This is a genomic window from Rhizobium sp. C104 (genome assembly GCF_022354505.1).
Taxonomy (GTDB): Bacteria; Pseudomonadota; Alphaproteobacteria; order Rhizobiales; family Rhizobiaceae; genus Rhizobium; species Rhizobium redzepovicii.
In genome coordinates this window covers 4,366,269-4,390,821 of the sequence record NZ_CP092348.1, presented here as the reverse complement: position 1 = coordinate 4,390,821, position 24,553 = coordinate 4,366,269, and the positions used below count along the sequence as shown (strand labels likewise).

The 24,553-nt window shown below is 61.6% G+C and carries 22 protein-coding genes; 16 read left to right on the top strand and 6 right to left on the bottom strand.

Translation table 11 applies throughout. The features are described from left to right. Positions 1-36: 36 nt before the first annotated feature. Positions 37-1,476, bottom strand: coding sequence for a pyruvate kinase (gene pyk, locus MF410_RS22625; protein ID WP_003585763.1), 1,440 nt, complete (start codon positions 1,474-1,476; stop codon positions 37-39). Next, entirely contained in the window at positions 1,476-1,961 is a 486-nt protein-coding gene (locus tag MF410_RS22620; protein ID WP_088930282.1) for a DUF1036 domain-containing protein, read from the bottom strand. Before MF410_RS22620 ends, pyk begins: the two co-directional genes overlap by 1 nt. Before the next feature lie 198 nt (positions 1,962-2,159). On the opposite strand from MF410_RS22620, the gene MF410_RS22615 reads away from it, so the two are divergent. The 3 genes from MF410_RS22615 (at position 2,160) to MF410_RS22605 (ending at position 3,619) form a co-directional block, all read left to right on the top strand. Next, entirely contained in the window at positions 2,160-2,948 is a 789-nt protein-coding gene (locus MF410_RS22615; RefSeq protein WP_097628800.1) for an N-formylglutamate amidohydrolase, read from the top strand. 12 nt (positions 2,949-2,960) lie between these two features. Next, positions 2,961-3,266 carry a DUF1244 domain-containing protein gene (locus MF410_RS22610; RefSeq protein WP_097628768.1) on the top strand — a complete coding sequence of 102 codons (306 nt, stop codon included), beginning with the start codon at positions 2,961-2,963 and terminating at the stop codon, positions 3,264-3,266. A gap of 89 nt (positions 3,267-3,355) precedes the next feature. Continuing rightward, a complete protein-coding gene (locus MF410_RS22605) occupies positions 3,356-3,619 on the top strand; it encodes a DUF2312 domain-containing protein (protein WP_003585771.1) in 264 nt (87 codons plus the stop codon). Between the two features lie 268 nt (positions 3,620-3,887). On the opposite strand, the gene MF410_RS22600 is transcribed toward MF410_RS22605, so the two are convergent. Continuing rightward, entirely contained in the window at positions 3,888-5,735 is a 1,848-nt protein-coding gene (locus MF410_RS22600; RefSeq protein WP_097628767.1) for a DUF882 domain-containing protein, read from the bottom strand. Positions 5,736-5,913: 178 nt separating this feature from the next. Beyond that, the gene (locus tag MF410_RS22595) at positions 5,914-7,458 is read right to left on the bottom strand and encodes a sigma-54 dependent transcriptional regulator (RefSeq protein ID WP_097628766.1); all 1,545 of its coding nucleotides are present in this window, start codon (positions 7,456-7,458) and stop codon (positions 5,914-5,916) included. Positions 7,459-7,665: 207 nt separating this feature from the next. On the opposite strand from MF410_RS22595, the gene MF410_RS22590 reads away from it, so the two are divergent. The 11 genes from MF410_RS22590 (at position 7,666) to MF410_RS22540 (ending at position 19,377) form a co-directional block, all read left to right on the top strand. After that, positions 7,666-9,519 (top strand): M3 family oligoendopeptidase, encoded by a 1,854-nt coding sequence (locus tag MF410_RS22590; protein ID WP_239620075.1) that lies wholly within the window; start codon positions 7,666-7,668, stop codon positions 9,517-9,519. A 325-nt stretch (positions 9,520-9,844) separates the two neighbouring features. Then, positions 9,845-10,999: an aminodeoxychorismate synthase component I gene (locus tag MF410_RS22585; RefSeq protein WP_097628764.1), complete on the top strand. Its 1,155-nt coding sequence runs from the start codon at positions 9,845-9,847 to the stop codon at positions 10,997-10,999. Further along, a complete protein-coding gene (locus MF410_RS22580) occupies positions 10,996-11,625 on the top strand; it encodes an aminotransferase class IV family protein (protein ID WP_097628763.1) in 630 nt (209 codons plus the stop codon). The genes MF410_RS22585 and MF410_RS22580 overlap by 4 nt, the downstream gene beginning before the upstream one ends. A gap of 2 nt (positions 11,626-11,627) precedes the next feature. Next, the gene (locus MF410_RS22575) at positions 11,628-11,912 is read left to right on the top strand and encodes a YciI family protein (protein ID WP_097628762.1); all 285 of its coding nucleotides are present in this window, start codon (positions 11,628-11,630) and stop codon (positions 11,910-11,912) included. Between the two features lie 186 nt (positions 11,913-12,098). Next, positions 12,099-13,550: a homospermidine synthase gene (locus MF410_RS22570; RefSeq protein ID WP_097628761.1), complete on the top strand. Its 1,452-nt coding sequence runs from the start codon at positions 12,099-12,101 to the stop codon at positions 13,548-13,550. Positions 13,551-13,721: 171 nt separating this feature from the next. After that, positions 13,722-14,090 carry an outer membrane lipoprotein Omp10 gene (omp10, locus tag MF410_RS22565; RefSeq protein WP_071090891.1) on the top strand — a complete coding sequence of 123 codons (369 nt, stop codon included), beginning with the start codon at positions 13,722-13,724 and terminating at the stop codon, positions 14,088-14,090. 26 nt (positions 14,091-14,116) lie between these two features. Beyond that, positions 14,117-14,434, top strand: a complete 318-nt coding sequence (locus tag MF410_RS22560) for a hypothetical protein (protein ID WP_097628760.1) — start codon at positions 14,117-14,119, stop codon at positions 14,432-14,434. A 173-nt stretch (positions 14,435-14,607) separates the two neighbouring features. Next, positions 14,608-16,575, top strand: a complete 1,968-nt coding sequence (locus tag MF410_RS22555) for a bifunctional UDP-sugar hydrolase/5'-nucleotidase (RefSeq protein ID WP_097628759.1) — start codon at positions 14,608-14,610, stop codon at positions 16,573-16,575. A 123-nt stretch (positions 16,576-16,698) separates the two neighbouring features. Beyond that, positions 16,699-17,733, top strand: coding sequence for a ferrochelatase (hemH, locus tag MF410_RS22550; RefSeq protein WP_097628758.1), 1,035 nt, complete (start codon positions 16,699-16,701; stop codon positions 17,731-17,733). A 147-nt stretch (positions 17,734-17,880) separates the two neighbouring features. Beyond that, a complete protein-coding gene (locus MF410_RS22545) occupies positions 17,881-18,918 on the top strand; it encodes an SPFH domain-containing protein (protein ID WP_097628757.1) in 1,038 nt (345 codons plus the stop codon). Positions 18,919-18,921: 3 nt separating this feature from the next. After that, a complete protein-coding gene (locus tag MF410_RS22540) occupies positions 18,922-19,377 on the top strand; it encodes an NfeD family protein (RefSeq protein WP_097628756.1) in 456 nt (151 codons plus the stop codon). 28 nt (positions 19,378-19,405) lie between these two features. Here MF410_RS22540 and MF410_RS22535 read toward each other — a convergent pair whose 3' ends face one another. After that, a complete protein-coding gene (locus MF410_RS22535; protein WP_097628755.1) occupies positions 19,406-20,401 on the bottom strand; it encodes a KpsF/GutQ family sugar-phosphate isomerase in 996 nt (331 codons plus the stop codon). 143 nt (positions 20,402-20,544) lie between these two features. On the opposite strand from MF410_RS22535, the gene MF410_RS22530 reads away from it, so the two are divergent. Then, positions 20,545-22,083 (top strand): outer membrane beta-barrel protein, encoded by a 1,539-nt coding sequence (locus MF410_RS22530; RefSeq protein WP_097628754.1) that lies wholly within the window; start codon positions 20,545-20,547, stop codon positions 22,081-22,083. 115 nt (positions 22,084-22,198) lie between these two features. Here the strand turns inward: MF410_RS22530 and galU are convergent, their stop codons facing one another. After that, the gene (galU, locus tag MF410_RS22525) at positions 22,199-23,086 is read right to left on the bottom strand and encodes a UTP--glucose-1-phosphate uridylyltransferase GalU (RefSeq protein ID WP_097628753.1); all 888 of its coding nucleotides are present in this window, start codon (positions 23,084-23,086) and stop codon (positions 22,199-22,201) included. Between the two features lie 204 nt (positions 23,087-23,290). Between galU and MF410_RS22520 the strand changes: the two genes are divergently transcribed. Then, entirely contained in the window at positions 23,291-24,514 is a 1,224-nt protein-coding gene (locus MF410_RS22520; protein WP_097628752.1) for a lytic murein transglycosylase, read from the top strand. Positions 24,515-24,553 lie beyond the last annotated feature (39 nt).

Below are 24,553 nucleotides of genomic sequence, written 5' to 3'. Positions count from 1 at the left end.
TTTGAGGCGGCGGGCTTTCGAAGGGATGCGATCGGATCAGATGCCGCTCTGGCCGTCGGAACCGATATAGGCGATGCGGATCATATTCGTGGCGCCGGGTGTGCCGAGCGGCACGCCGGCCGAGATGATGATGCGGTCGCCGGGCTTGCCGAAGCCTTCGTCGGCGACGATGCGGCAGGCGCGGTTGACCATGTCGTCGAGATCGGTCGCGTCATGCGTGACGACGCAATGCAGGCCCCAGACGACGGCAAGACGGCGTGCCGTCTTGATGATCGGCGACAGCGCCAGGATCGGCACCTGCGGACGCTCACGTGAGGCGCGAAGGCCTGTCGTGCCCGACGAGGTGTAGCAGACGATCGCTGACAGCTTCAGCGTCTCGGCGATCTGGCGCGCAGCGAGCGAGATCGCATCGGCACCGGTCGCTTCCGGCTGGGCGCGCTGGGCATAGATGATGCCCGGATAATGCGGCTCGCGCTCGATGGCGGTGGCAATCGACGCCATGGTCGAAACGGCTTCGACCGGATAGTCCCCCGAGGCCGACTCGGCCGAGAGCATGACGGCATCGGCGCCTTCGAAGACGGCGGTTGCGACGTCGGAAACTTCCGCGCGCGTCGGCACCGGCGCCGAGATCATCGATTCCAGCATCTGCGTGGCGACGACCACCGGCTTGCCCGAACGGCGGCAGGCGCGGATCAACTGCTTCTGGATGCCGGGAACCGATTCGAGCGGCATTTCGACGCCGAGATCGCCGCGAGCGACCATCAAGGCATCGGAAAGCTCGATGATTTCCTCGATACGCTCGAGAGCCTGCGGCTTTTCGATCTTCGACATCAGGCCGACACGGCCGCGGGCGATCTTGCGCACTTCGGCAAGGTCGTCAGGACGCTGCACGAAGGAAAGCGCCACCCAGTCGACGTCGTCGGTGGCAAGCACGGCGTCGAGATCGGCGCGGTCCTTGTCCGTCAGCGCACCGACGCCGAGCAGCGTGTCGGGAAGGCTGACGCCTTTGCGGTCGGAGATGCGCGTGCCCGAAATAACGGTGGTAACGATGCTTTTGCCATCGCATTTTTCGGCGCGCAGCGCGAGCTTGCCGTCGTCGATCAGCAGGCGGTGGCCGGGCTGCACCGATTCCAGGATCTCGGGATGCGGCAGATAGACGCGGTTCTGGTCGCCGAGCGCTTCGTTGTTGTCGAGCGTGAAGGTCTGGCCGGGTTTCAGGTCGACCTTGCTGTCGACGAACTTGCCGACTCGCAGTTTCGGTCCCTGCAGGTCGGCGAGAATGCCGATCGGCCGGCCGGAGCGCGCCTCGACCGAGCGGATGCGCTGGATGAGCGTACGCATCACGTCGTGGCTCGCATGGCTCATATTGATGCGGAAGACATCGGCGCCGGCCTGATGCAGCTTCTCGATCATCGATTCCTCAGCGGAGGCGGGCCCGAGGGTGGCGAGGATTTTAATTTTGCGATTACGCTTCATCAATTCTGGCTTTCTTGCGTCCCTGGGGTGTCGGAGAGTTGAACCATCCAGCTGCCCTGGCGGCCCGTGTCATATTCCTTGAAACCCATCTTCTGGTAACCGCGGGCATAACAATCCTGCACACCCGAGATCTTGAACTCGTTTTCCGCCACGCACATCTGCACGTCCCCCGTCCATCGTCCTCCCCGGGCGGCGTCCTCTGCGTAGAGGTAATAATAACGCGATTGCAATTCTCCCTCGATCAACACGGCGCAGGTCGTTGCCGGCACCTGCCACCAGCCTTCCGTCATCCAGCCGTCCTTGGCCCGATAGCCGATCGCCACGCCGACGAGATTTTGCGTTCCGTTGCAGACGCGAAAATCGGCGCGCGCGGCATCTGCGATGAAGAACGGCATAAAGGCTGCAAGTGCAAACAGAGCGAGACGGACCAGCGGTCCGGACCGCGTGAGGAAACTTGGCGCGGCTTGGATCAACACGGCTCCCAAATAGCTCCACGGTTATTCGTATGCTTGTCTTCTTGCGCCGCCGTCAAGCGAAAGTCAACGCAATGCTAATCGATTATATTTCCTTTCACAAACCGCCCGTCGAGGGTCGGCTCAACCTCTGTCCGCCTGCGGCGCTTGAACCTGGCGCGGACGCATGCGATCACTGCCCGACTGCGCAATGACGAACGGCAATTCCTGATGGACGACTTCCAATCCTTCGAAATCCTATCCGGCAAACATGACAAAGGCATGGTGATCCTCGCAGATCACGCGGTGAACCGCCTTCCCGCACACTATGGCCGGCTCGGCCTGCCGGAGGCGGCCTTCACCCGCCACATCGCCTATGACATCGGCATCGAGGGCCTGACGCGGCAGCTTTCGGAAAGCCTCGGCGTACCCGCGGTGCTCGGCGGCTTCTCGCGCCTGCTGATCGACCCGAACCGCGGCGAAGACGATCCGACCCTGATCATGAAAATCTCCGACGGCGCCGTCATATCCGGCAATCATCCGATCACGCCGCAGGAGTGGGAGAACCGCATCGAAACCTTCCATCGCCCCTATCACCACGCCGTCGCCGCAACGATCGACAGGGTGGCGAACGCCACCGGGAAGGCGCCGCTGGTGCTGTCGCTGCACTCCTTCACGCCCGCCTGGAAAGGTATTCCCCGCCCCTGGCACGCCGCCGTGCTTTGGGACAGCGATCACCGCGCCGTCGGCCCGCTACTGGACATGCTGCGCGCCGATCCCGATCTTATCGTCGGCGACAACGAACCCTATGATGGCGCACTGAAGGGCGATACCATGTACCGCCACTGCATGATCACCGGCATTCCGCATGCGCTGCTCGAAGTCCGTCAGGACCTGATTGCAGACGAGGCCGGCATAGCGGCATGGGCCGAGCGCCTCGCGCCGATCTTTGCGGCAATGAACGCTGATCCCGCCTTGCACGAATACGACGTCCACGTCTCGCGCACAGGCCCCTATTGAAAGGAGAGCGAGATGACCGCGCTCAGCAAACAACAGCAGACCGAATTCGAGGCCGCCGCATTCCGCCGCCTTGTCGCGCATCTTCGCGAGCGCAGCGACGTGCAGAATATCGACCTGATGAACCTCGCCGGCTTTTGCCGCAACTGCCTGTCGAACTGGTATCGCGAGGCAGCCGAGGCCGACGGCGCGCCCGTCACCAAAGACGAATCGCGCGAGATGGTCTACGGCATGCCCTACGAGGACTGGAAAAAACTCCACCAGAACGAGGCCTCACCTGTGCAAAAGGCTGCTTTTGAACTGAACAACCCAAACAAATAGCCTGGCCGACCCCGAACAGGCTTGACCGTGACGCCGCTTCGCGGCAGTCACGTGCCTTCGAATTGATCATCCCCAATCAGGAGAACACGATGTCTGATGCTCATGGCGTCGCCCGCGACCAGCTTCGCGCTTTCATCGAGCGCATTGAACGGCTGGAAGAAGAAAAGAAGACCATCGCCGACGACATCAAGGACGTCTATGGCGAAGCCAAGGGAATGGGCTTCGATACCAAGATTCTGAAGAAGGTCGTGGCGCTGCGCAAGAAGGACGAGCAGGAGCGCATGGAAGAGGAAGCGATCCTCGACACCTACCTGCACGCACTCGGCATGATCGAGTCGCCGCCGGAAGGCTGATCCGCCCTTCATTGCTGATATGTCGACAAGCCGCCGGACCGCCCGGCGGCTTTTCTTTTGCCCAATGCACGTCGCCCGGAAGTGTGCAGCGGTTCCGGGATAACGATATGCATCAAAACAAAGAGCTGAAGCGCGTCGCATGAATCAAGTTTGCTGCGACGCGCTTTAGGCTGCACAGCCATAATGGCTGTCCGCCGCTGGTCGAAGCAGCCAAAAAGGAAAACCGCCGGATCGCCCCGACGGTTTTCGATATTTCATGATGGCCGGCTCAGTTCGTGTTGAACTTGCGCACTTCCATGAAGTTAACAGCCGTGCCGCTGAAGCGGGCCGGGTCGACCGAAGCGGTCTTGACGTTGAAACCTTCGGTATAAACGGTAGTCGGCTGCGCGCGCATCGTCTGGCTGACGAAACGTGGCGCCTTCACCTGCTTGGAGGCCATTTCCAGACGGGCATTGGTCAGCGCCCACTGCGAAATCATCTTCTGCGTCAGCTTCGGCTCGGTGCGAACCGTCGCGCGGCTGGCGTCCGCCGCGGCGGCTTCCTTGTGCGTCGGGCGGCCGCCCTTGGTGGGCAGGCCCTGCGCCACGGCGTTTTCGGCGGCCGGTTCATCAAAGCCGTCGCCGAAGCTTGCCGATTTGGTCATGGGCGCCAAGGCTGCGAGCTCAAGCGGCGGTTTTGCGGCAGGCGCCTTTTGCGTCATCGCGGCGTTGATTGCCTGCTCCACCGTCATCTCAGGCGCATGCCCGGCGACCTGGTTTTCTCCACCCTTGTTCTGCTGGTCGAGCGCATCGGCGACGGCGGGAGATAGTCCGCCGTCCTGATCTGCCTCGTCGGCCTCTGCTTCCGGATCGGCATTGGCCGCAGCCAGAAGGTTCTCGGCGACGGCAGGGCGTTCGACCGGCGTCGGAACCGGCATTCCGGTCAGCATGTCAGGATCGGTCGATGCGAGCTCAGCATCGCCCGGCGCGCGGCGCTGGCCGAGTAGTGAGGGGACCGGAATGCTATAGGCGCTGAGATCGGCGAATTGCTGCGGCTGGGCCTGATCGGCCGGAAGCGCCGCGACAAGGGCCTGTTGCGCGGCATTACCCGAAGGCGGTGCGACGAGCGCACTCGCCACGTCGCTGCCGGCCGGCTGATTGCTGAATGCCGGGCGAACCTGCGGCACCGGCGCGTTCAGATCGGCGACTTCGGTCTGCTGCGGCTCGACAGGAGCAGGCTCGGGCGCTGCCTTCGGCGGCGTTGCCTTGGCGACGGCAACAGGCGTCGAATCGTCCGAATCGTCTTCCTGCTCGTCCGCTCCGCCGCCAAACAGCGCAGCAAACAGCGTCTTATGCTTCGGCGCCGATTCGGAAGCGCTGGCGATTTCTATCTGCGTACCGCTGACGCGGCGCTTATAGTCGGCCATTGCCTGCTGATAGCCGGGCAGCGGCTTGCCGTCAGCCGGGATATGAATGGTGTTGCCGTTCGGGAAAAGCCGGACCAGTTCGTCGCGGCTCATGCGCGGCCAAGCGCGGACGCCGCCGACATCCATATGCACGAAGGGCGAGCCCGATTTCGGATAGAAGCCGACGCCGCCGACCTGCATTTTCATGCCGATCCCGCGCAATGTCGCAAGCTTGACGTCCGGAATGAAGAAGTCCATCGCCTTGCCGAGCATATGCTGGCTCTTTTCGGCAACGCCCGAGTTGCGCGAGCGGCCGCGGAGCATCTCGTTGGTACCCGGTGAACGGAAACCGCAGACGACGTTAATATAATCCCGCGAACCGCTCTGGCGATAAACTTCCCAGATCAGGTCGAACAGGCGCGGGTCCATCTTCGTCGGCTGGTTCTTGCGCCAGTCGCGCAGGAAGCGGTTCAGCTGCTCCAGACCCTTGGGATCGAACTTGCCGTTGCGCTTGTACGTGATGACGGCTTTTTCGCCGGTATGGATGAAATAAAGCTTGAGGCTGCGGGTGTCGCCCGCTGCCTCGGAAGGTGTACTAACGAATACCGGTGAGGAAACCGCGAGCGCAAGAAGGGCGGCCGCTGCCGTCCTTGCTGCCTTTCCGCAGATGTCGGCGCACAACATACGCCAGCTCAAGCGCGAAGGCTTGGAATTCCCATTCAGATTCGGCAACTCGATCCCCGTCAGACAGACAATGTCCCGTACTGTCTCAGATGACTGTCAAATGCGGTCACACGATGGCAAAAATGCCACACATGATCAACCTTTTCTTTACATAGTGAACGAGCCACTAACAAGTGGTTTATGATCAGTAACAAATCGTGGTTGCCTTAGTCTTAATAAAAAGCGCTTAAGCCGCATCTTTCTGGGGATTATCGGGGTCTATGCCGTAATCTTTGAGCTTGCGATAAAGTGTGGACCGGCCGATGCCAAGTTTGCGCGCCACTTGACTCATCTGCCCGCGATAGAATTTGAGCGCGAATCGGATGAGCTCCTCCTCGACATCGGCAAGCCTGCGCACATCGCCGGCCGGATTGACGCTGGCGATCGCGTTTTCGGAGACTTCGGACAGACGGTGGTGCACCTCTCCCGAGATCGACGCCCTGAACTCCTCCCCATAGCTGTCGTCGGGATCGAGGCCGGTATTGTCGGCGACCAGCGCCAGGTGATCCACGACTTCGTATTCCGGAAGCTGGGCGGCGATCTGCGGGAAGTCCCCTTCCGTCAGCTCCGGCCCTTCGGCCAGAACGACTGCGCGGAAGATCGCATTTTCGAGCTGGCGGATGTTGCCCGGCCAGTCATAGGCGGTCAGCAGCGCCAGTGCGCCGGCGTTGACCGTCATGCGGCGGCCACTCTTCTGCTCGCTGGAGAAGCGTTCGGCAAAGACGCGCACCAGATGCGGAATATCTTCCTTGCGCTTGCGCAGCGCCGGGATAGTGATCGGGAAGACGTTGAGGCGATAGTAGAGATCCTCGCGGAAATGGCCGTTCTTGACCTCCTCGATCAGATCCTTGTTCGTCGCGGAGATCAGCCGGACATTGACCTTATGCGCGGTCCGCGCACCGACGGTCTCGATCTCGCCCTGCTGCACGGCGCGCAACAGCTTCACCTGCACCTCGAGCGGCAGGTCGCCGATCTCGTCGAGGAAGATGGTGCCGCCGTCGGCTTCCATGAATTTGCCGATATGGCGCTCGGTCGCGCCTGTGAACGCGCCCTTCTCGTGGCCGAACAGAATGCTCTCGACGAGATTGTGCGGGATCGCTCCGCAATTGACCGTGACGAAGGGTTTGTTCGCGCGGTCGCCGCCGGACTGGATGGCACGCGCCACCAGTTCCTTGCCGACGCCGGATTCACCTTCGAGCACGACCGGAATGTTGGACTGCGCCGCCCGCTGGGCGAGATCGATGACGCGGATCATCGCCGGGCTTGCCGAGACGATGTCGTCGAAGCCGACCGAGCCCGACCGCGACCGGCGTCCGGCCCGCGCCTTCACCTCGCGCTGATCGAGCTTCATCGCATTCGAGATCGATGTGGCGATGCGTTCGGGAGAAACCGGCTTGACGACGAAATCGAAGGCGCCGGCGCGCATCGCCTGCACCACGGTCTCGATGCCGCCCTGGCCGGTCTGAACGATGACCGGGATCTGTGTGCCGAATTCATGAAGTGCGTCGAGGAATTCGAGGCCGGTCATCTCCGGCATCATCAGGTCGAGCACGATGACGTTGAAAAGGCCGCTGTCGCGTTTGACCATTTCCAGGCCGATGCGGCCGTTTTCCGCCTGGTGCACGACATGGCCGTGACGCTCGATTGCGTTCTTGAGCAGGCGGCGCTGCACGGGGTCGTCCTCGACCACGAGAATTTGCCCTGCTCCCTTGAGCTCATTGTAACCGGTCATTGTCGCCTCACTTCATGCGAAACCATGAAGCGCACTCTGACAGAAAGGCTTGAACATCCTGTTTTGAGAAATAATTGCATTTTAACGATTGGAACGGGTCGTTTTCGTACCGAAGCGAGGCCTTTCATGCGCCGAAAGGCCCTTGATGCGGCGCCTTCTCACGCTTATTCAAACAGACCTGTTATGAAAGTGGAGAGGAATTGCCCCATGAAAATCGAGCTCCCGCACGCCCGCCTTCTTTTGTCGGCAGCAGCGCCAGCCGGGGCAGCCAATCCGGCGCTCGGCGATCTGCCGGTCTGGAAGCTGCAGGATCTTTATCCCTCCGCCACCTCGACCGCCTTTGTCGCCGACATGGAAAAGGCCGGCAAGGCTGCTATCGCCTTTGAGGAGAAGTGGAAGGGCAAACTCGCCGAGGCCGCGACGAAGACCGGCACTGAGGGCATCGGCGCGGCGCTGAAGGAATATGAGGCGCTGGACGATATCATGGGCCGCCTCGGTTCCTTCGCCGGCCTTACCTATTTCTCCGACACCACCGATCCGGCAAACGGCAAGCTCTACGGCGACGTGCAGACCAAGATCACCGAATTTTCCGGGCACCTGCTGTTTTTCGCACTCGAACTCAACCGCATCGATGACGCGGTGATCGATGCGAGCATGGCAAACGACCCCGCCGCCGGCCACTATCGCCCCTGGTTGGTCGACCTCAGGAAAGACAAGCCTTACCAGCTCGACGACCGGCTGGAACAGCTCTTCCTCGAAAAGTCGATGACATCGGCCGCCGCCTTCAATCGCCTCTTCGACGAAACCATGGCCGAACTGCGCTATGAGATCGATGGCGAAAAAGTGCCGCTCGAAGTGGCGCTGAACATGCTGCAGGAGAAGGATCCGGACGTCCGCCGCAAGGCGGCCATGGCGCTTGCGGCAACCTTCAAGGCCAATATCCGCATCTTCACGCTGATCACCAATACGCTTGCCAAGGACAAGGATATTTCCGACCGCTGGCGCGGCTTCGAGGATATCGCCGACGCCCGGCATCTCGCAAACCGTGTCGAGCGCGAGGTCGTCGATGCGCTGGCCGCGGCCGTCCGCGAAGCCTATCCCCGCCTTTCGCACCGCTATTACAAGATGAAGGCGAAATGGCTCGGCATGGAGCAGATGAATTTCTGGGACCGCAACGCGCCGCTGCCGGAAACCTCCAGCGCCGTTATTCCCTGGCCCGAGGCGAAGGACACGGTGCTTTCGGCCTATGGCAATTTCGCCCCCGAGATGGCTGATATCGCCAGGCGCTTCTTCGACGAACAATGGATCGATGCACCCGTCCGCCCCGGCAAGGCGCCCGGCGCCTTCGCCCATCCGACGGTTCCCTCGGCCCACCCCTATGTGCTCGTCAACTATATGGGCAAGCCGCGCGACGTGATGAGGCTTGCCCATGAACTCGGGCACGGCGTGCACCAGGTTCTCGCCGGCGCGCAAGGGGCGCTGATGTGCCAGACGCCGCTGACACTTGCCGAAACGGCGTCGGTCTTCGGCGAGATGCTGACCTTCCGCGCGCTTCTGGAAAAGACCAGCGACAAGCGCGAGCGCAAGGCGATGCTCGCCCAGAAGGTCGAGGACATGATCAATACGGTCGTCCGCCAGATCGCCTTCTATGAGTTCGAGCGCAAGCTGCACACCGCCCGCAAGGCAGGGGAACTCACAGCCGACGACATCGGCGAACTCTGGATCTCCGTCCAGTCGGAAAGCCTCGGGCCGGCGATCAGCATTTCGGAAGGCTATGAGACCTATTGGGCCTATATCCCCCACTTCATCCACTCGCCCTTCTATGTCTATGCCTATGCCTTCGGCGATTGCCTGGTGAATTCGCTCTACGCCGTCTACCAGAAGGCCGAGACCGGCTTCCAGGAGAAGTATTTCGAACTGCTGAGGGCCGGCGGCACCAAGCATCATTCGGAACTTTTGAAGCCCTTCGGCCTGGACGCCACCGATCCGTCGTTCTGGAGCCAGGGCCTGTCGATGATCGAGGGGCTAATCGATGAGTTGGAGGCTTTGGATAGGGCGTAAGGCTCGGCCAGACTTGAAACGAACGAGTGTCGTTGTGAGTTATCAGGCCGCATTCTGCAACGTCCACGAGGAACCATGACAGCAGCCCCCTCTGCCTCATTCCTGTGCTTGTCACAGGAATCCAGCGCGCCCAAGTCATTGGGCGCGGGAGGCTCTTTGTCTGTCGGAAGTGAGTCATTCACGGCGCAGACGCGCCGTGGCTGGATTCCTGTGAAAAGCACAGGAATGAGGGAAGTGGGTGTTGCTGCAGTCTTCGCATCGCCACCCATGTCAAAGCCCAGAACCGTCGCAAGCATCGGATAACCAAGCAAGATGCGGCGCAATCATGTCTGACCCCTATATTCTCTTCCGCGACGACACATCAGGCCAGGTGATGCTTTTCACCGAACCGGCAGAGATCATCGTCGCGCGAACGCGCGACGAATTCTTTGCCGGCCTTCTCAGGATGGAAGAGGCCAAGGCCGAGGGCAAATGGCTTGCCGGCTACATGGCCTACGAGGCCGGATATCTGTTCGAGGAGAAACTCGCCTCCTTCGCCAACGAGAACCGCGAAACCCCGCTCCTCTCCTTCGGCGTCTTCGATGCTCCGAAGCCGGACACACACCCGCTTGCCCAAGCGAAACAGCGCCTTGAGAACGAGGAATTCCTCACCGCCCCGAAGGCCGCCTGGGATTTCCCTCTATATAAAGAGCGCTTCGACCGCCTGCATGAGCATCTGCGGCTCGGCGACGCCTATCAAGCGAACCTCACCATGCCGGTCGAGGCCCGCTGGAACGGCGATCCCCGTGCCGCCTTCTGGTCGCTGATCGAACGCCAGCCGGTCAAATACGGCGCGCTGGTCGATCTCGGCGGTCCGCTCATCCTGTCGCGTTCACCGGAACTCTTCTTCCGCACAGATGAGGAGGGCTGGATCGAGACCCATCCGATGAAGGGCACGGCGAAACGCGGCGCCACTGCCGCCGAAGATGCCGAAATCGTCGAAGCCATGCGCCGCGATATCAAGACGCAGGCGGAAAACCGCATGATCGTCGATCTCTTGCGCAACGATATCTCCCGTATCACCGAAGTCGGCACGCTCGATGTGCCGAAGCTCTTCGACATCGAGACCTATCCGACCGTCCACCAGATGGTCAGCCATGTGCAGGCAAGGCTGCGCCCCGGCCTTTCGATCCGCGACATCTTTGCAGCCCTCTTTCCCTGCGGCTCGATCACCGGCGCGCCGAAGATGCGGGCGATGGAAATCCTGCACGCGCTCGAGAATGCTCCCCGCGACGCCTATTGCGGTGCGATCGGCATGATCTCGCCAAGCGGCGTCATGCGCTTTTCCGTCGCCATCCGCACCATCACGCTTTTTGACGGCGGCAGGGCCGTCTTCAACGTCGGCGGCGGCATCGTCTTTGATTCCACAGCCGAGGCCGAATATGAGGAATGCCTGCTCAAGGCCCGCTTCGCCGTCGGCGACCAGTGGATTGCGCGATGATCGATTTTTCGCTGATCGAAACGCTGCGCTGGCAGCCCGGCGACGGCTTCATCCGCCTGCGGCTGCATCTCGCCCGGCTTTCCCGCTCCGCCCGTCGCCTCGGCTTCCAGCAACCGATCGATGCGGTGGCCAGGCTTGACGCAGCCGTTGCAAATGCCGCGGGTCCGCTGCGCGTCCGCCTGACCTTCGACGCCCAAGGCCGCATCGAGGTGACAAGCGCGGCTTTCGTCCCGCTGGCGCCCGACACCAACTGGACCGTCCGCATCGCCGAGACCCGTCTCGACTCCACCGACAAGCTGCTGCGTTTCAAGACGACGCGACGCGCCGTCTACGAGGCCGCGCGCGCCGAATATACCTCTGCCGAGGCCGATGACGTCATCCTCTTGAACGAACGCGGCGAAGTCTGCGAGGGTACCATCACCTCCATCTTCCTCGACGACGGGAACGGCATGCTGCGCACCCCGCCGACTTCTTGCGGCCTGCTCGCCGGCGTGCTGCGCACCGAACTCATCTGCGCGCGCAAGGCTCGTGTCGGCCGCCTCACCCTTGCCGATCTCGATGCAGGCACGCTTTATACCGGCAACTCGCTGCGCGGCCTGATCCGCGCCGACCTTCTGAGGAACTGACCATGTTCATTCTCTCCCTCACCTATCTCAAATCCAACGACGAAGCCGACAAGCACATGGAGCCGCATATGGCCTGGGTGAAGGAGGGTTATGCCAAGGGCTGGTTCCTCGCCTCTGGCCGCAAGGTGCCGCGCACCGGCGGCGCGATCCTCGCAATCGGCGACCGCGCCGCAATCGAGGCCTATGTCGCCGCCGATCCCTTCACCCTCCACGGCGTCGCCGAATACGACATCACCGAGCTTGCCGTGACGACGACGGTCGCAGGACTGGAAATCCTCAAACGCTGATTTTGCAGGAGGCCGGTCAGATGACCTCGCCGACCTCTCGCCCGCCCGATATTTGAGCTTTCCCCCTCAACACTCTTTATTGTGACGCCGATTTGTGGTTAGAGCCGGTCACCTCGCAATTTCTGCGGCAATTTCAAAAGAATTCTTCAGGCTGAACGCCTTCGTCCTCTTCCACAGGAGAAAAGAATGACGGAACAGAACTATCCGGTATATGCCGAAATTACCGGTCCGATCGTGATGATCGGCTTTGGCTCCATCGGCCGCGGCACCCTGCCCCTGATCGAGCGCCACTTCAAATTCGACAAGAGCCGGATGGTCGTCATCGACCCGCGCGAAGAGCCCTCCGACATGGAAATCCTCAAGAAGCACGGCGTTCGTCATATCAAGGAATATGTCACCAAGGACAATTACAAGGAGCTGCTGAAGCCGCTCTTGACCGAAGGCGAAGGCCAGGGTTTCTGCGTCAACCTCTCGGTCGACACCTCCTCGCTCGACCTTATCAAGCTCTGCCGCAAGCATGACGTGCTCTACGTCGACACCGTCGTCGAACCCTGGCTCGGCTTCTATTTCGATAAGGGCATGAGCAATGCCGACCGCACTAACTATGCGCTGCGCGAAACCGTGCGCAAGGAAAAGGCAAAGAACCCGGGCGGCGCCACCGCCGTTTCCACCTGCGGCGCCAATCCGGGCATGGTCTCCTGGTTCGTCAAGCAGGCGCTCGTCAACCTCGCCAACGACACCGGCCTAAAGTTCGACGAACCGGACCAGCACGATCGCGAAGGCTGGGCCAAGCTGATGAAGAAGCTCGGCGTCAAGGGCGTCCACATCGCCGAGCGCGACACCCAGCGCACCAAGCACCCGAAGCCGCTCAACGTCTTCTGGAACACCTGGTCGGTCGAAGGCTTCATCTCCGAAGGCATGCAGCCGGCCGAACTTGGCTGGGGCACGCATGAAGAGTGGATGCCGAAGAACGCCAAGAAGCACAAGAAGGGCAACAAGGCGGCGATCTATCTGGAGCAGCCGGGCGCCAACACCCGCGTGCGCACCTGGTGCCCGACACCCGGCCCGCAATATGGCTTCCTCGTTACCCATAACGAGTCGATCTCGATCGCCGACTACTTCACGGTTCGCGACAAGGACGGCGAAGTGACCTTCCGCCCGACCTGCCATTATGCCTACCATCCGGCCAACGACGCCGTGCTCTCGCTGCATGAAATGTTCGGCAATGGCGGCACGCCGCAGCCGGTCCATCACGTTCTCGATGAAGACGAGCTGGAGGACGGCATCGACGAACTCGGCGTCCTGCTCTACGGCCACGAGAAGAACGCCTACTGGTTTGGCTCGCGTCTGTCGCTTGAGGAAACGCGCCGCATCGCACCTTATCAGAACGCCACCGGCCTGCAGGTCACATCAGCCGTTCTCGCCGGCATGGTCTGGGCTCTGGAAAACCCGAAGGCCGGCATCGTCGAAGCCGACGAGATCGACTACAAGCGCTGCCTCGAAGTGCAGATGCCTTATCTCGGCCCGGTCGAGGGGCATTACACCGACTGGACCCCGCTCGATGGCCGCCCGGGCCTCTTCCCTGAGGATATCGACACCAAGGATCCGTGGCAGTTCAGGAACATTCTCGTTCGCTGAGATCGCTCGCGCGAGTTTGAAGATGCCCGCCGCAAGGCGGGCATTTTTGTAACGCCTGCTGTCTAAATGCCGCCCAGCACCCCGCCAAGGCTTGCCTTCGCGGCGGGCGCGCGCCATGTTTTGCCCGAACTTGGCGGGTGACCGCCACGCCGAATCGCCGGGAGAAGCCTTATGAAAATCAGAACTGGTCTCGTTCTTGTCGGTGCCGCCGCCGCGCTTGCCGCCTGCGTTTCGCCAGAGCCGCGCAGCCTGCCGGTTGCAACAGCACCGGCCGCCACCGGCGTCGAAGGCAACTGGAGCGATCCGAACGGCATCGTCTCCACCTTCCAGGGCGGTAGCTTCACCACCCGCACGACCGACAGTAACCAGCTTCTTGCCTCGGGCACCTATATCAATACCTCGCCGACCTTGGTCGAGATCAACATGACCTCGCTAGTGCGCAAGACCCAGTCCAAGGTCAATTGCGCCCTCGTCAACCCAAGCCAGCTCAATTGCACCTCCGATTCCGGCGCGCAGTTCACACTTTCCCGCCGAGGCTGAAGATAAGGCGATAGGCTAAGCACACCATGCGCGCCCTCGCCGTTTACCTCGCCCTGCTGCTCGCGCTGCCGCTTGCGACGCTTGCCATCCTTTTTCCGGCCAACGTCTATCGTGCCCAGGGCATCGCCGCTCTCGATTGCGACGGACCGGGCCAGGTGCTGATGTTGGCCGTGCCGACAATATTGATCTATGGCGCCGGCGCGCTCTTTGCCTATCGGGCTGGTCGGCGCTTTCACCGCCTCGTTTTTCTTCTTTGTCTGGTCATCGCCCTCGCCACCGTTCTGAATATCGCGGAGGCCGTGCACGAACTCTATCGAAACGCCGCCGACGGCGAATGCCTGTAGTAGCCAGCCGCTTTTTTGCCCCGCCCCCTTGGAAAGCGCCCGGCCTGGCCCAGCTTTCTCTTGCGGTCGTCCATCGTCTGATGGAACATCCGCAGGCCGGGAACCGCCCCGGCGGATTAGGAAGGGATCGGCGAGGATCAGGGGGATCTCTCGCCTCAATCAGGAGAACAGGGATGACGAAGTCTTTCAGCTTCGGTCTTTTGACCGCGTCCATGCTGGCGCTTGGCACGGGCGCCGCTTTTGCGGATTACGAACTCAATATTCTTCATATCAACGATTTCCATTCGCGCATCGAATCGATCAACAAGTTCGACTCCACCTGCTCAGCCGAGGAAGAAGGCAAGAAGGAATGCTTCGGGGGTGCTGCCCGCCTGAAGACCGCGATCGACCAGCGCCGCCAGGCGCTCTCCGGCAAGAATGTCCTCCTGCTGAATGCCGGCGACAATTTCCAGGGCTCGCTGTTCTACACGACCTATAAAGGCGCGGCCGAAGCCGAATTCCTCAACCTGATGAAGTTCGACGCCATGACCGTCGGCAACCATGAATTCGACGACAGCGAGGACGGGCTTGCGACCTTCCTCGACAAGGTGCAGTTCCCTGTCGTCACCGCGAACGTCAAGGCGGCCGCCGCCTCCAAGCTCGGCGACCGCATCAAGCCCTCGCTGGTGCTCGATGTCGGCAGCCAGAAGATCGGCATCGTCGGCGCCGTCACCAATGACACGGCCGAACTGTCATCCCCCGGCCCGAACGTCACCATCGCCGACGACGTCCAGGCGATCACCTCGGCCGTTCAGGATCTGAAGGGCCAGGGCGTCAACAAGATCATCGCGCTGACCCATGTCGGCTACCCCCGCGATCTCGCCTTGATCGCCAAGATCCCGGATGTCGACGTCGTTGTCGGCGGCCACTCCCATAGTCTGCTTTCGAACACCGACCCCAAAGCCGAGGGCCCCTATCCGACGATGGTCGACAATCCGGGCGGCTACAAGGTGCCGGTCGTCCAGGCAGCTTCCTACAGCAAGTATCTCGGCGATCTCGTCGTCAATTTCGACGATAGCGGCGTCGTCAAGGATGCCAAGGGCGATCCGATCCTGATCGATTCCAGCTTCACGCCCGATCCCGCCGTCGTTGCCCGCATCGCGGAACTCGCCAAACCGATCGAGGAACTGCGCAAGAAGGTCATCGGCTCCTCCGAAGCCCCGATCGACGGCGACCGCAAGGTCTGCCGCGTCAAGGAATGCTCGATGGGCAATCTGGTGGCCGATGCCATGCTCGACCGCACGAAGAACCAGGGTGTTGCTATCGCTTTCCAGAACGGTGGCGGCCTGCGCGCGTCGATCGACGGCGGTGAGGTCACCCAGGGTGAAGTCATCACCGTCCTGCCCTTCCAGAATACGCTCGCCACTTTCGAGGCCACCGGCGCGGATATCGTCAAGGCGCTCGAAAACGGCGTCAGCCAAATCGATCAGGGCGCCGGCCGCTTCCCGCAGGTCGCCGGCCTGAAATTCTCCTTCGACCAGTCCAAGCCTGTCGGCAGCCGCGTTAGCGATGTCCAGGTGAAGGAGGGCGACAACTTCGCTCCGATCGACCAAGCCAAGACTTACAAAGTCGCCACCAACAACTTCATGCGGGCCGGCGGCGACGGCTATTCGATCTTCAAGGAAGGCAAGAACGCCTATGATTTCGGTCCGGATCTTGCCGACGTGACTGCCGAATATCTGGCAGCCCACTCGCCGTATAAGCCCTATACCGACGGCCGCGTCACCGAAAACGGTGCGGCTGTTGCGCAGGCACCGGCTGCCGAACCGGCCGCTCCAGCACCGGCAACGCCGGCAGCCCCCGCACCGACCACCGAACCTGCTCCCGCCCCCGCTGCACCTGCAGCACCGGCACCAGCCACCGAGCCTGCCCCAGCAACGCCAGCAACACCCGCGCCCGCTGCGGAACCCGCACCGGCAGCCTCCGCGCCTGCCGAAACGACGCCTTCGACCCATGTCATCGCCGCGGGCGACACCTTCTGGGATCTGGCCGTGACCTTCTATGGCGACGGCACGCTGTGGCGGAAGCTTTCGGAGGCCAACGGCAGTCCGAACCCGCGTCACTTGGCGGTCGGCAAAGAGATCGAGGTTCCCGCCAAGTAGACGATTTGTCCCGATTTCCACGGCCGGCCCGGGCTTTCCCGGGCCGGTTTTTCTTTCTATAGGGTGAACCACGATTTCGGGGCTGCGTATGAGCCGACGAGACAAAAGAGCGTTGGGACCAGAATGACAGCAGATACTTCACTCCGCCCGGCAGACCATCCGGCCGTCAAGTCAGGCAAGGTCGGCGTCCTGCTGGTGAATCTCGGCACGCCCGATGGCACCGATTACACGTCGATGCGCCGCTATCTCCGGGAGTTCCTGACCGATCGCCGCGTCATCGAATGGTCGCCCTGGAAGTGGTATCCGATCCTATTCGGCATCGTGCTCAACACCCGCCCGCAGAAGGTCGGCAAGGCCTATGAGCTGATCTGGAACAAGGAGAAGAACGAAAGTTATCTCCGCACCTATACGCGCAACCAGTCCGAGCTGATGGCCGAGCGCCTGAAGGACCTGGCGACGGTCAAAGTGGATTGGGCGATGCGCTACGGCACGCCGTCGATCGCCTCGCGCATCGAGGCGCTGAAGCAGGAAGGCTGCGACCGTATCGTGCTCTTCCCGCTTTATCCGCAATATGCGGCGGCAACGACCGCCACCGTCAACGACAAGGCGTTCCAGAAGCTGCTTTCAATGCGCTGGCAGCCGGCATTGCGCACCGTGCCCGACTATCATGACGACGAGACCTATATCGAAGCGCTCGCAAACTCCGTCGAAAGGCATCTTGCGACGCTCGACTGGAAACCGGACATGTTGCTTGCTTCCTTCCACGGCATTCCGATGTCCTATTTCAAGCAGGGCGATCCCTATTACTGTCAATGCCAGAAGACCGGCCGGCTGCTGCGCGAGCGGCTGGGGCTGACGAAGGAAAATTTCATGGTTACCTTCCAGTCCCGCTTCGGGCCGGAGGAATGGCTGCAACCCTATACCGACAAGACGGTAGAGAAGCTCGCCCAGGACGGCGTCAAGCGCATCGCCGTCATCAATCCGGGCTTCGTCTCCGACTGTCTGGAAACGCTGGAAGAGATCGCCGAACAGGCGGCCCATTCCTTCCACGAGAATGGCGGCGAGAAGTTCGCACATATCCCCTGCCTCAACGACGGCGAGGACGGCATGAAGGTGCTGGAAAAGGTCGTCCGCCGCGAATTGCAGGGCTGGATCTGAGAGATCCCACCCTGAAAAATCCGCCCTGACTCATCCTTCTTTTCCTTGGAGACGGGACCTTCGTGGGTCATTTCTTCCTCGCAAAGAACATGCTACCTCACCACATCAGTTGTGAGGCGCGCATGCATGCGCCGATAGGAGGAATTCATGCTGTTCGGCGGCTTCGACATCGTCGTGATCGTGCTGGTCATCTTCGTCATCCTGGTACTCTTTGCCGGGATCAAGACCGTGCCGCAGGGCTATCGCTATACGATCGAGCGCTTCGGCCGCTACACCCGCACACTGGAGCCGGGCCTCAACCTCATCACCCCCTTCATCGAGCGTGTCGGCGCCCGGATGAACGTGATGGAGCAGGTGCTGAACGTGCCGACCCAGGAGGTGATCACCAAGGACAATGCCTCGGTTTCGGCCGATGCCGTCGCCTTCTATCAAGTGTTGAACGCTGCCCAATCCGCCTATCAGGTCGCCAATCTTGAAAACGCCATTCTCAATCTGACCATGACCAATATTCGCTCGGTCATGGGCTCGATGGATCTCGACGAACTGCTTTCCAACCGCGATGCGATCAACGACCGGTTGCTGCGCGTCGTCGACGAGGCCGTGCAGCCCTGGGGCATCAAGGTCACCCGCGTCGAAATCAAGGACATCCAGCCGCCGCGAGACCTCGTCGATGCGATGGCCCGGCAGATGAAGGCCGAGCGCGAAAAACGCGCGCAGGTACTGGAAGCCGAAGGCTCACGCAACGCACAGATCCTCAGGGCCGAAGGCGCCAAGCAATCCGCCATTCTCCAGGCCGAAGGCCAGCGCGAGGCCGCCTTCCGCAATGCTGAGGCCCGGGAGCGCCTGGCCGAGGCCGAAGCCAAGGCGACGAAGATGGTTTCCGAAGCGATTGCCGCCGGCGACATTCAGGCAATCAACTATTTCGTCGCGCAAAAATACACCGAGGCACTCACCTCGATCGGTTCGGCATCCAATTCCAAGATCGTGATGATGCCGATGGAAGCCTCTTCCATCCTGAGCTCGCTCGGCGGCATCGGCGCCATCGCCCGCGAAGTGTTCGGCGATGCCGGCAACAGCCCGGCAACGCCGCCACCCGTGCCGCGTCCCCGCCCGGCGCCGGTGCGCTCGACGCCGCCGATCAACCCGTCGACCCCCAATCCTTTCAATCCCGATCAGGAGCGCTAAGCCATGCTGGCGAAGATCGTCGCCGAACTTGGTGCATGGAGTTGGTGGGTCGCAGGCTTGGTGCTGCTCGCCGCGGAAATGATCGTGCCAGGCTTCTTCCTGGTCTGGATCGGCCTTGCCGCCTTGATCGTCGGCGCGCTGTCGCTCATCTTCTGGGACAGCGCTTTCTGGGTCTGGGAACTGCAGGCGATCCTTTTTGCGCTGCTTGCCGTCGCCACGACCTTCGCCGGCCGCCGGCTGACGCTGCGCAATTCGACGACCGACGAGCCCTTCCTCAATCAGCGCGGCGCGAGCCTCGTCGGCCGCACGGCGACGCTGCACGAACCGATCCGCGAGGGCCGCGGCCGCATCCGCCTCGACGATACGCTATGGCAGGTGATGGGACCCGACCTGCCGGCGGGAACGCAGGTGAAGGTGGTGTCGAGCAACGGCCGCGACCTGACAGTCGAGCCCGTCTGATGGATCAGCTCTGATCAGATGACCCTGATCAGGCGACGCCGATCCGCAGCAGATCGTGGAAATGCACCAGTCCGACCGGCCTGTGGTCGTCGTCGATGACGATCAGCGCGCCGATGTGATGCTGGTTGAGCAGCGCCAGCGCAGCGGTCGCCAGCATCGTCGGCTTCACCGTCTTCGGCGTCCGCGTCATGATGTCGTCGACGGCAAGCTCTGAAAGATTGCGGGTCAGGTTGCGCGCCATGTCGCCTTCGGTGACGATGCCACAGAGCCGCCCATCCCCGTCGAGCACGCCGACGCAGCCGAAATGCTTGCGCGACAGCACCGTGATCGCCTCCGGCATCGCCGTGCCCTTGGCCACGAGCGGCAGCCGCTCGCCGGTATGCATGATATCCGCGACATGCATCAGGCTCGCACCCAGCTTGCCGCCGGGATGGAAAACGTGGAAATCCGTGGCGGTAAAGCCGCGCGCCTCCAACAGCGCCACGGCCAGCGCATCACCGATCGCAAGCTGCATCAGTGTCGAGGTCGTCGGCGCCAGCCCATTCGGGCAGGCCTCCTGCTCGTTCGGCACGAGAAGGACGATATCGGCGGCTGTTGCAAGCGAGGAACGGTCGCTGCAAGTGATCGCGATCAGCGGAATGGAGAACCGCCGCGTGAAGGAAATGATGCTCTTAAGCTCGGCGCTCTCGCCGCCTTTGGAAATCGCCAACACGACGTCGTCGGTCGCGATCATACCCAGATCGCCATGATTGGCCTCCGCCGCATGCACGAAAAAGGCAGGAGTCCCCGTTGAAGCGAACGTCGCCGCGAGCTTGGCGCCGATATGCCCGCTTTTGCCGACGCCGGTGACGATGACACGCCCGGAGATATCTCCGATGGTTTCGACGGCGCGGGTGAAAGGACCGGCCAATCCATTGTCGAAGGCCTGTTCGAGCGCTTCAAGGCCGCGTCTTTCGGTCTCTATCGTGCGTTTTGCCGATTCGAGCACGCTGTTTTCAACGAGGTTTATCGCTCTTCTGTTCATGAAGCTGCGTTAGACCTTTTCACTTTCCAAGTCCACCCCGCACTCTTTCCGAAATGTGAACGGCGCCCGCCGTCGGCAACGAATGATTAACCACGAGGCTTTACCTTTGGGTAAGAACCGAAAGCATGTCAGGCGCGAATTGCATGGGCCAGCCAAAACAGACGAGCAGAGTGACGCCGCTCCGCGCCATAAGCCGTGCCGTCTCTTTTGCTGCGTTCAGTGGCCTGCTTCTCAGCCAGACGGCAGCCCTGGCGGAGTCCGCTTCGCAACAGCCGTCAACGACGGCAAATAGCCGCTCTACGGTCTCTCAGGACAGCACCACGAACGCCGCCGCCGCTTTCGATGACGGCACCGACGATAGCGCCACGACGGCGGCAAACGGCACGACCGCAAACCCGGATGATACCGGCCAGAGGCCGGCCATACCGGATGCGCAGGCCGGCGACGACGTGACCGGCTCCATCCTCGATGAGGATATCCGCCGGCTGAACACCCGCGAAGCACCGATCGACGAAACACTGCCGCGGCGGCGGGCTGCCGAAAGCGCCTCGACGGCCGAAACGCCGGGCATTCCGATCGGCACCTTCGTGCTCCGCCCGAGCGTCACCCAGAGCATCAACACCGAGACCACCAAGGACGGCAGCACCACGCAACGGCGCGCCTTCCTCGAAACCGATGCAGCCGCGACGCTCACCTCCGGCTGGGGCCGGCATCAGCTGAGCGTCACCTCGGAGGGCGCCTGGCAGCGGAATATCAGCGGCGAGGGTGAGGAGCAGCCGTCCTTCAAGGTCAACGGTGACCTCCGGCTGGATCTTCCCGACGATACGGTCGCGCATCTCACCGCCGGTTACAATTTTTATCGCGAGGATACGGACGACCCCGATGCGATCGCCGACGCCACGCAGCAGTCAGACGTGCAGGAATTTTCGGCTGGCGCTTCCGTCCAACGCGATTTCGGCGTCCTGCGCGGCACGACGGCGCTGGCACTGACCCGCTCGATCTATTCCGACGCCACGCTTGCCAATGGCACGACCGTTGAGCTCAGCGACCGCAATCAGACGACCGGCACGCTGCGCGGCCGCGTCGGTTACGAGCTGTCCCCCGCACTCATCCCCTTCATCGAGGCGACGATCGGCCGGACCCTCTATGACGAGACGCGCGATTCGGCCGGTTACGAGCGTTCGGGCCACAGCTACGGCGCCAAGGCAGGCGTCGAGGTCGACCTCGGCGAAAAGCTGAAAGGTGAAGTCGGCGTCGGCTACGAAATGGCTGATTTCGAAGACAGCCGCCTGTCGTCGATCGATACCGCGACACTCGATGCGAGCCTGCTCTGGTCCCCGATCCGCGGTACCGATGTCAATCTCGACCTGCAGACGAGCATCCAGCCCTCGACCACGGCGGGCGAAAGCGGCTACGTCTCGCACGCGCTGACGACGACGGTCACCCACCAGCTGCGCGACAATCTGGTTGGCACCATGATCGGCGGCGTGACGTGGCGCGACTATCCCACCGACAGCACCATCAACGACGAACTCGTCTATACCGCGGCGACCGGGCTGACCTGGAACATCAACCGCTATCTCGATTTGACCAGCACGCTCGGCTACGAGCTGACCGCGCGCAAGGAAGGCACCGATTCGCAGCAATGGCGCGCCGGCGTTGGTCTCAAGCTGAAACGCTAAGCCTGACGCCGAAAAGTGTCAGCGGTTTCGGCATCAGGGTACAACACTTGATAAAAAGCGCCGCGCATCCGATGGGAGGCGCGGCGCTCTAACATTGATATAATGTGCGGAAAACTTACCTCAGGCCGGCAAGCAATTCCTTGAAGCCGCCTTCGACGGTCGGGCGGATATCGGCGCGTTCAAGAGCGTAGGCGACGTTGGCCAGAATGAAGCCGTCCTTGGCGCCGCAGTCATAGGTCGTGCCGCGGAAGTGATAACCGGCGAAATCCTGTTCCTTCAGCAGCTTCAGCATGCCGTCGGTGAGCTGGATCTCATTGCCGGCGCCGCGCTCCTGGGTTTCGAGGATCCGAAAAATCTCCGGCTGCAGGATGTAGCGGCCGTTGATGAAGAAGTTGGAAGGCGCCGTTCCCTTGGCGGGCTTTTCCACCATGCCGGTGATTCGGAAGCCCTCGCCGATCGCTTCGCCGACACCGACGATGCCATATTTATGGGCCTGGTCGGGCGCACATTCTTCGACGGCGATGATATTGCCGCCGCTCTGGCCGTAAAGGTCGATCATGCCCTTCATGCAACCCTTGTCGCCCTTCATGATCATATCGGGCAGCAGCAGCGCGAACGGCTCGTCGCCGACGATCTCGCGGGCGCACCAGACCGCGTGGCCGAGGCCGAGCGGCTCCTGCTGGCGGGTGAAGCTCACCGTGCCGGCCTTCGGCAATTGCTGGGCTAGAAGAGTGATCTCGGCCTTCTTGGCACGCTCCTTGAGCGTCTGCTCCAGCTCGAAATGGATGTCGAAATAATCTTCGATGACGTGCTTGTTGCGCCCGGTGACGAAAACCAGATGTTCGATCCCGGCCTCGATCGCCTCATCGACGACATATTGAATGATTGGCTTGTCGACGACGGTCAACATTTCCTTCGGAACAGCCTTGGTTGCAGGCAGGAATCGCGTTCCCAACCCGGCAACCGGAAATACTGCTTTACGAACTTTGTTGTGTTGAGCCACACCCGGCCTCCTGCTTCGATCATATCGCTTTGGAAATGGAGCTTTTTAGCTTTAACTAGTATAGAATTGCTACTGTTTTGCAAATGGTGACCGCAGCGGATCGCCATGGTAAAGAATTTGTTGACTCCGTTCCTGTAGTCTCGGGTCTGGGCGGACATGATGCCCCGTTGCGCCAGAAACTGAAGATGACGGATACGACTGTCGATGACCCAGAATCACAAATACTCCCTTCGTGGTCTTGCTCTCGCCTTCATTGTCGCCGCCCAGGTGGGGCTGGTCCCCGACAACGCGAAAGCCGATTCCCGGTTCCAGAAATGGATCGCGGATTTTTACCAAACAGCCGCTCAGAGTGGCATCAGTAAGGCAACTTATCAAAAGGCCTTTTCCGGGGTGAGCGAGCCCGATCCGACCGTGCTCGAGAAGGCGGCCTACCAGCCGGAATTCACTTCGAAAATCTGGGACTACGTCGATTCCCGCGTCAATCCCTATACGGTCAAGATCGGCCGCGAGATGGCCGCCAAGCACGCCAGGACGCTGGCTGCGATCGAACAGCGATTCGGCGTCGACAAGACCATTCTGCTTGCCATCTGGTCGATGGAATCGAATTACGGCGCCATCCTTGATAAGGACGACCGGCTGCATTACGTGCCGCGCGCTCTGGCAACGCTCGGTTACGCCGATCCGAGCCGCGCCAAATTCGCCAAGAAGCAGCTGATCGCTGCGCTGAAAATCCTGCAGAACGGCGACGTGCCGGCACGCGAGATGACCGGCTCCTGGGCCGGCGCCATGGGCCACACCCAGTTCATTCCGACAAGCTACCTGCTGTATGCCGTCGATGCCGACGGCAATGGCCATCGCGACATCTGGAACTCGGTGCCCGATGCGCTGGCCACCTCGGCCAATCTGCTGATGAAGAACGGCTGGGACACCGGTAAGACCTGGGGCTACGAGGTTGTCGTTCCCGCTGCAGCCGCCAAGCAGATCGGCAAGACCCATACGCTCGCCCAATGGGCAGCCCTCGGCCTGACCCGCCCGAACGGCAAGGCCTTCCGTGAGAGCGGTACCAAGGCGGTGCTGAAAATGCCGGCTGGGCCCAGTGGCCCGGGCTTCCTGATGACCGCCAACTTCTTCACCATCAAGAACTACAATGCGTCGGACAGCTATGCACTTGCCGTCGGCCTGCTTGCCGATCAGATCGCCGGCTACGGCGGCATGCAACAGCGCTGGCCGCGCCCGGACGGCGCCCTCGACATCACAGAGAAATTCGAGCTGCAGACCCGTCTGAAGACGCTCGGTTATTACAATGGCGAGGTCGACGGCAATTTCGGCTCGGGTTCGAAAGCGGCGATATCGGCGGTGCAGTCTCGCATCGGCATGCAGCCGGACGGCGAGCCCTCATTGCCGCTTCTGAACGCCCTTCGTCGCTAGAAGCGGCGGAATCGTGACCTAGATAAGAGCGGGTGTGGA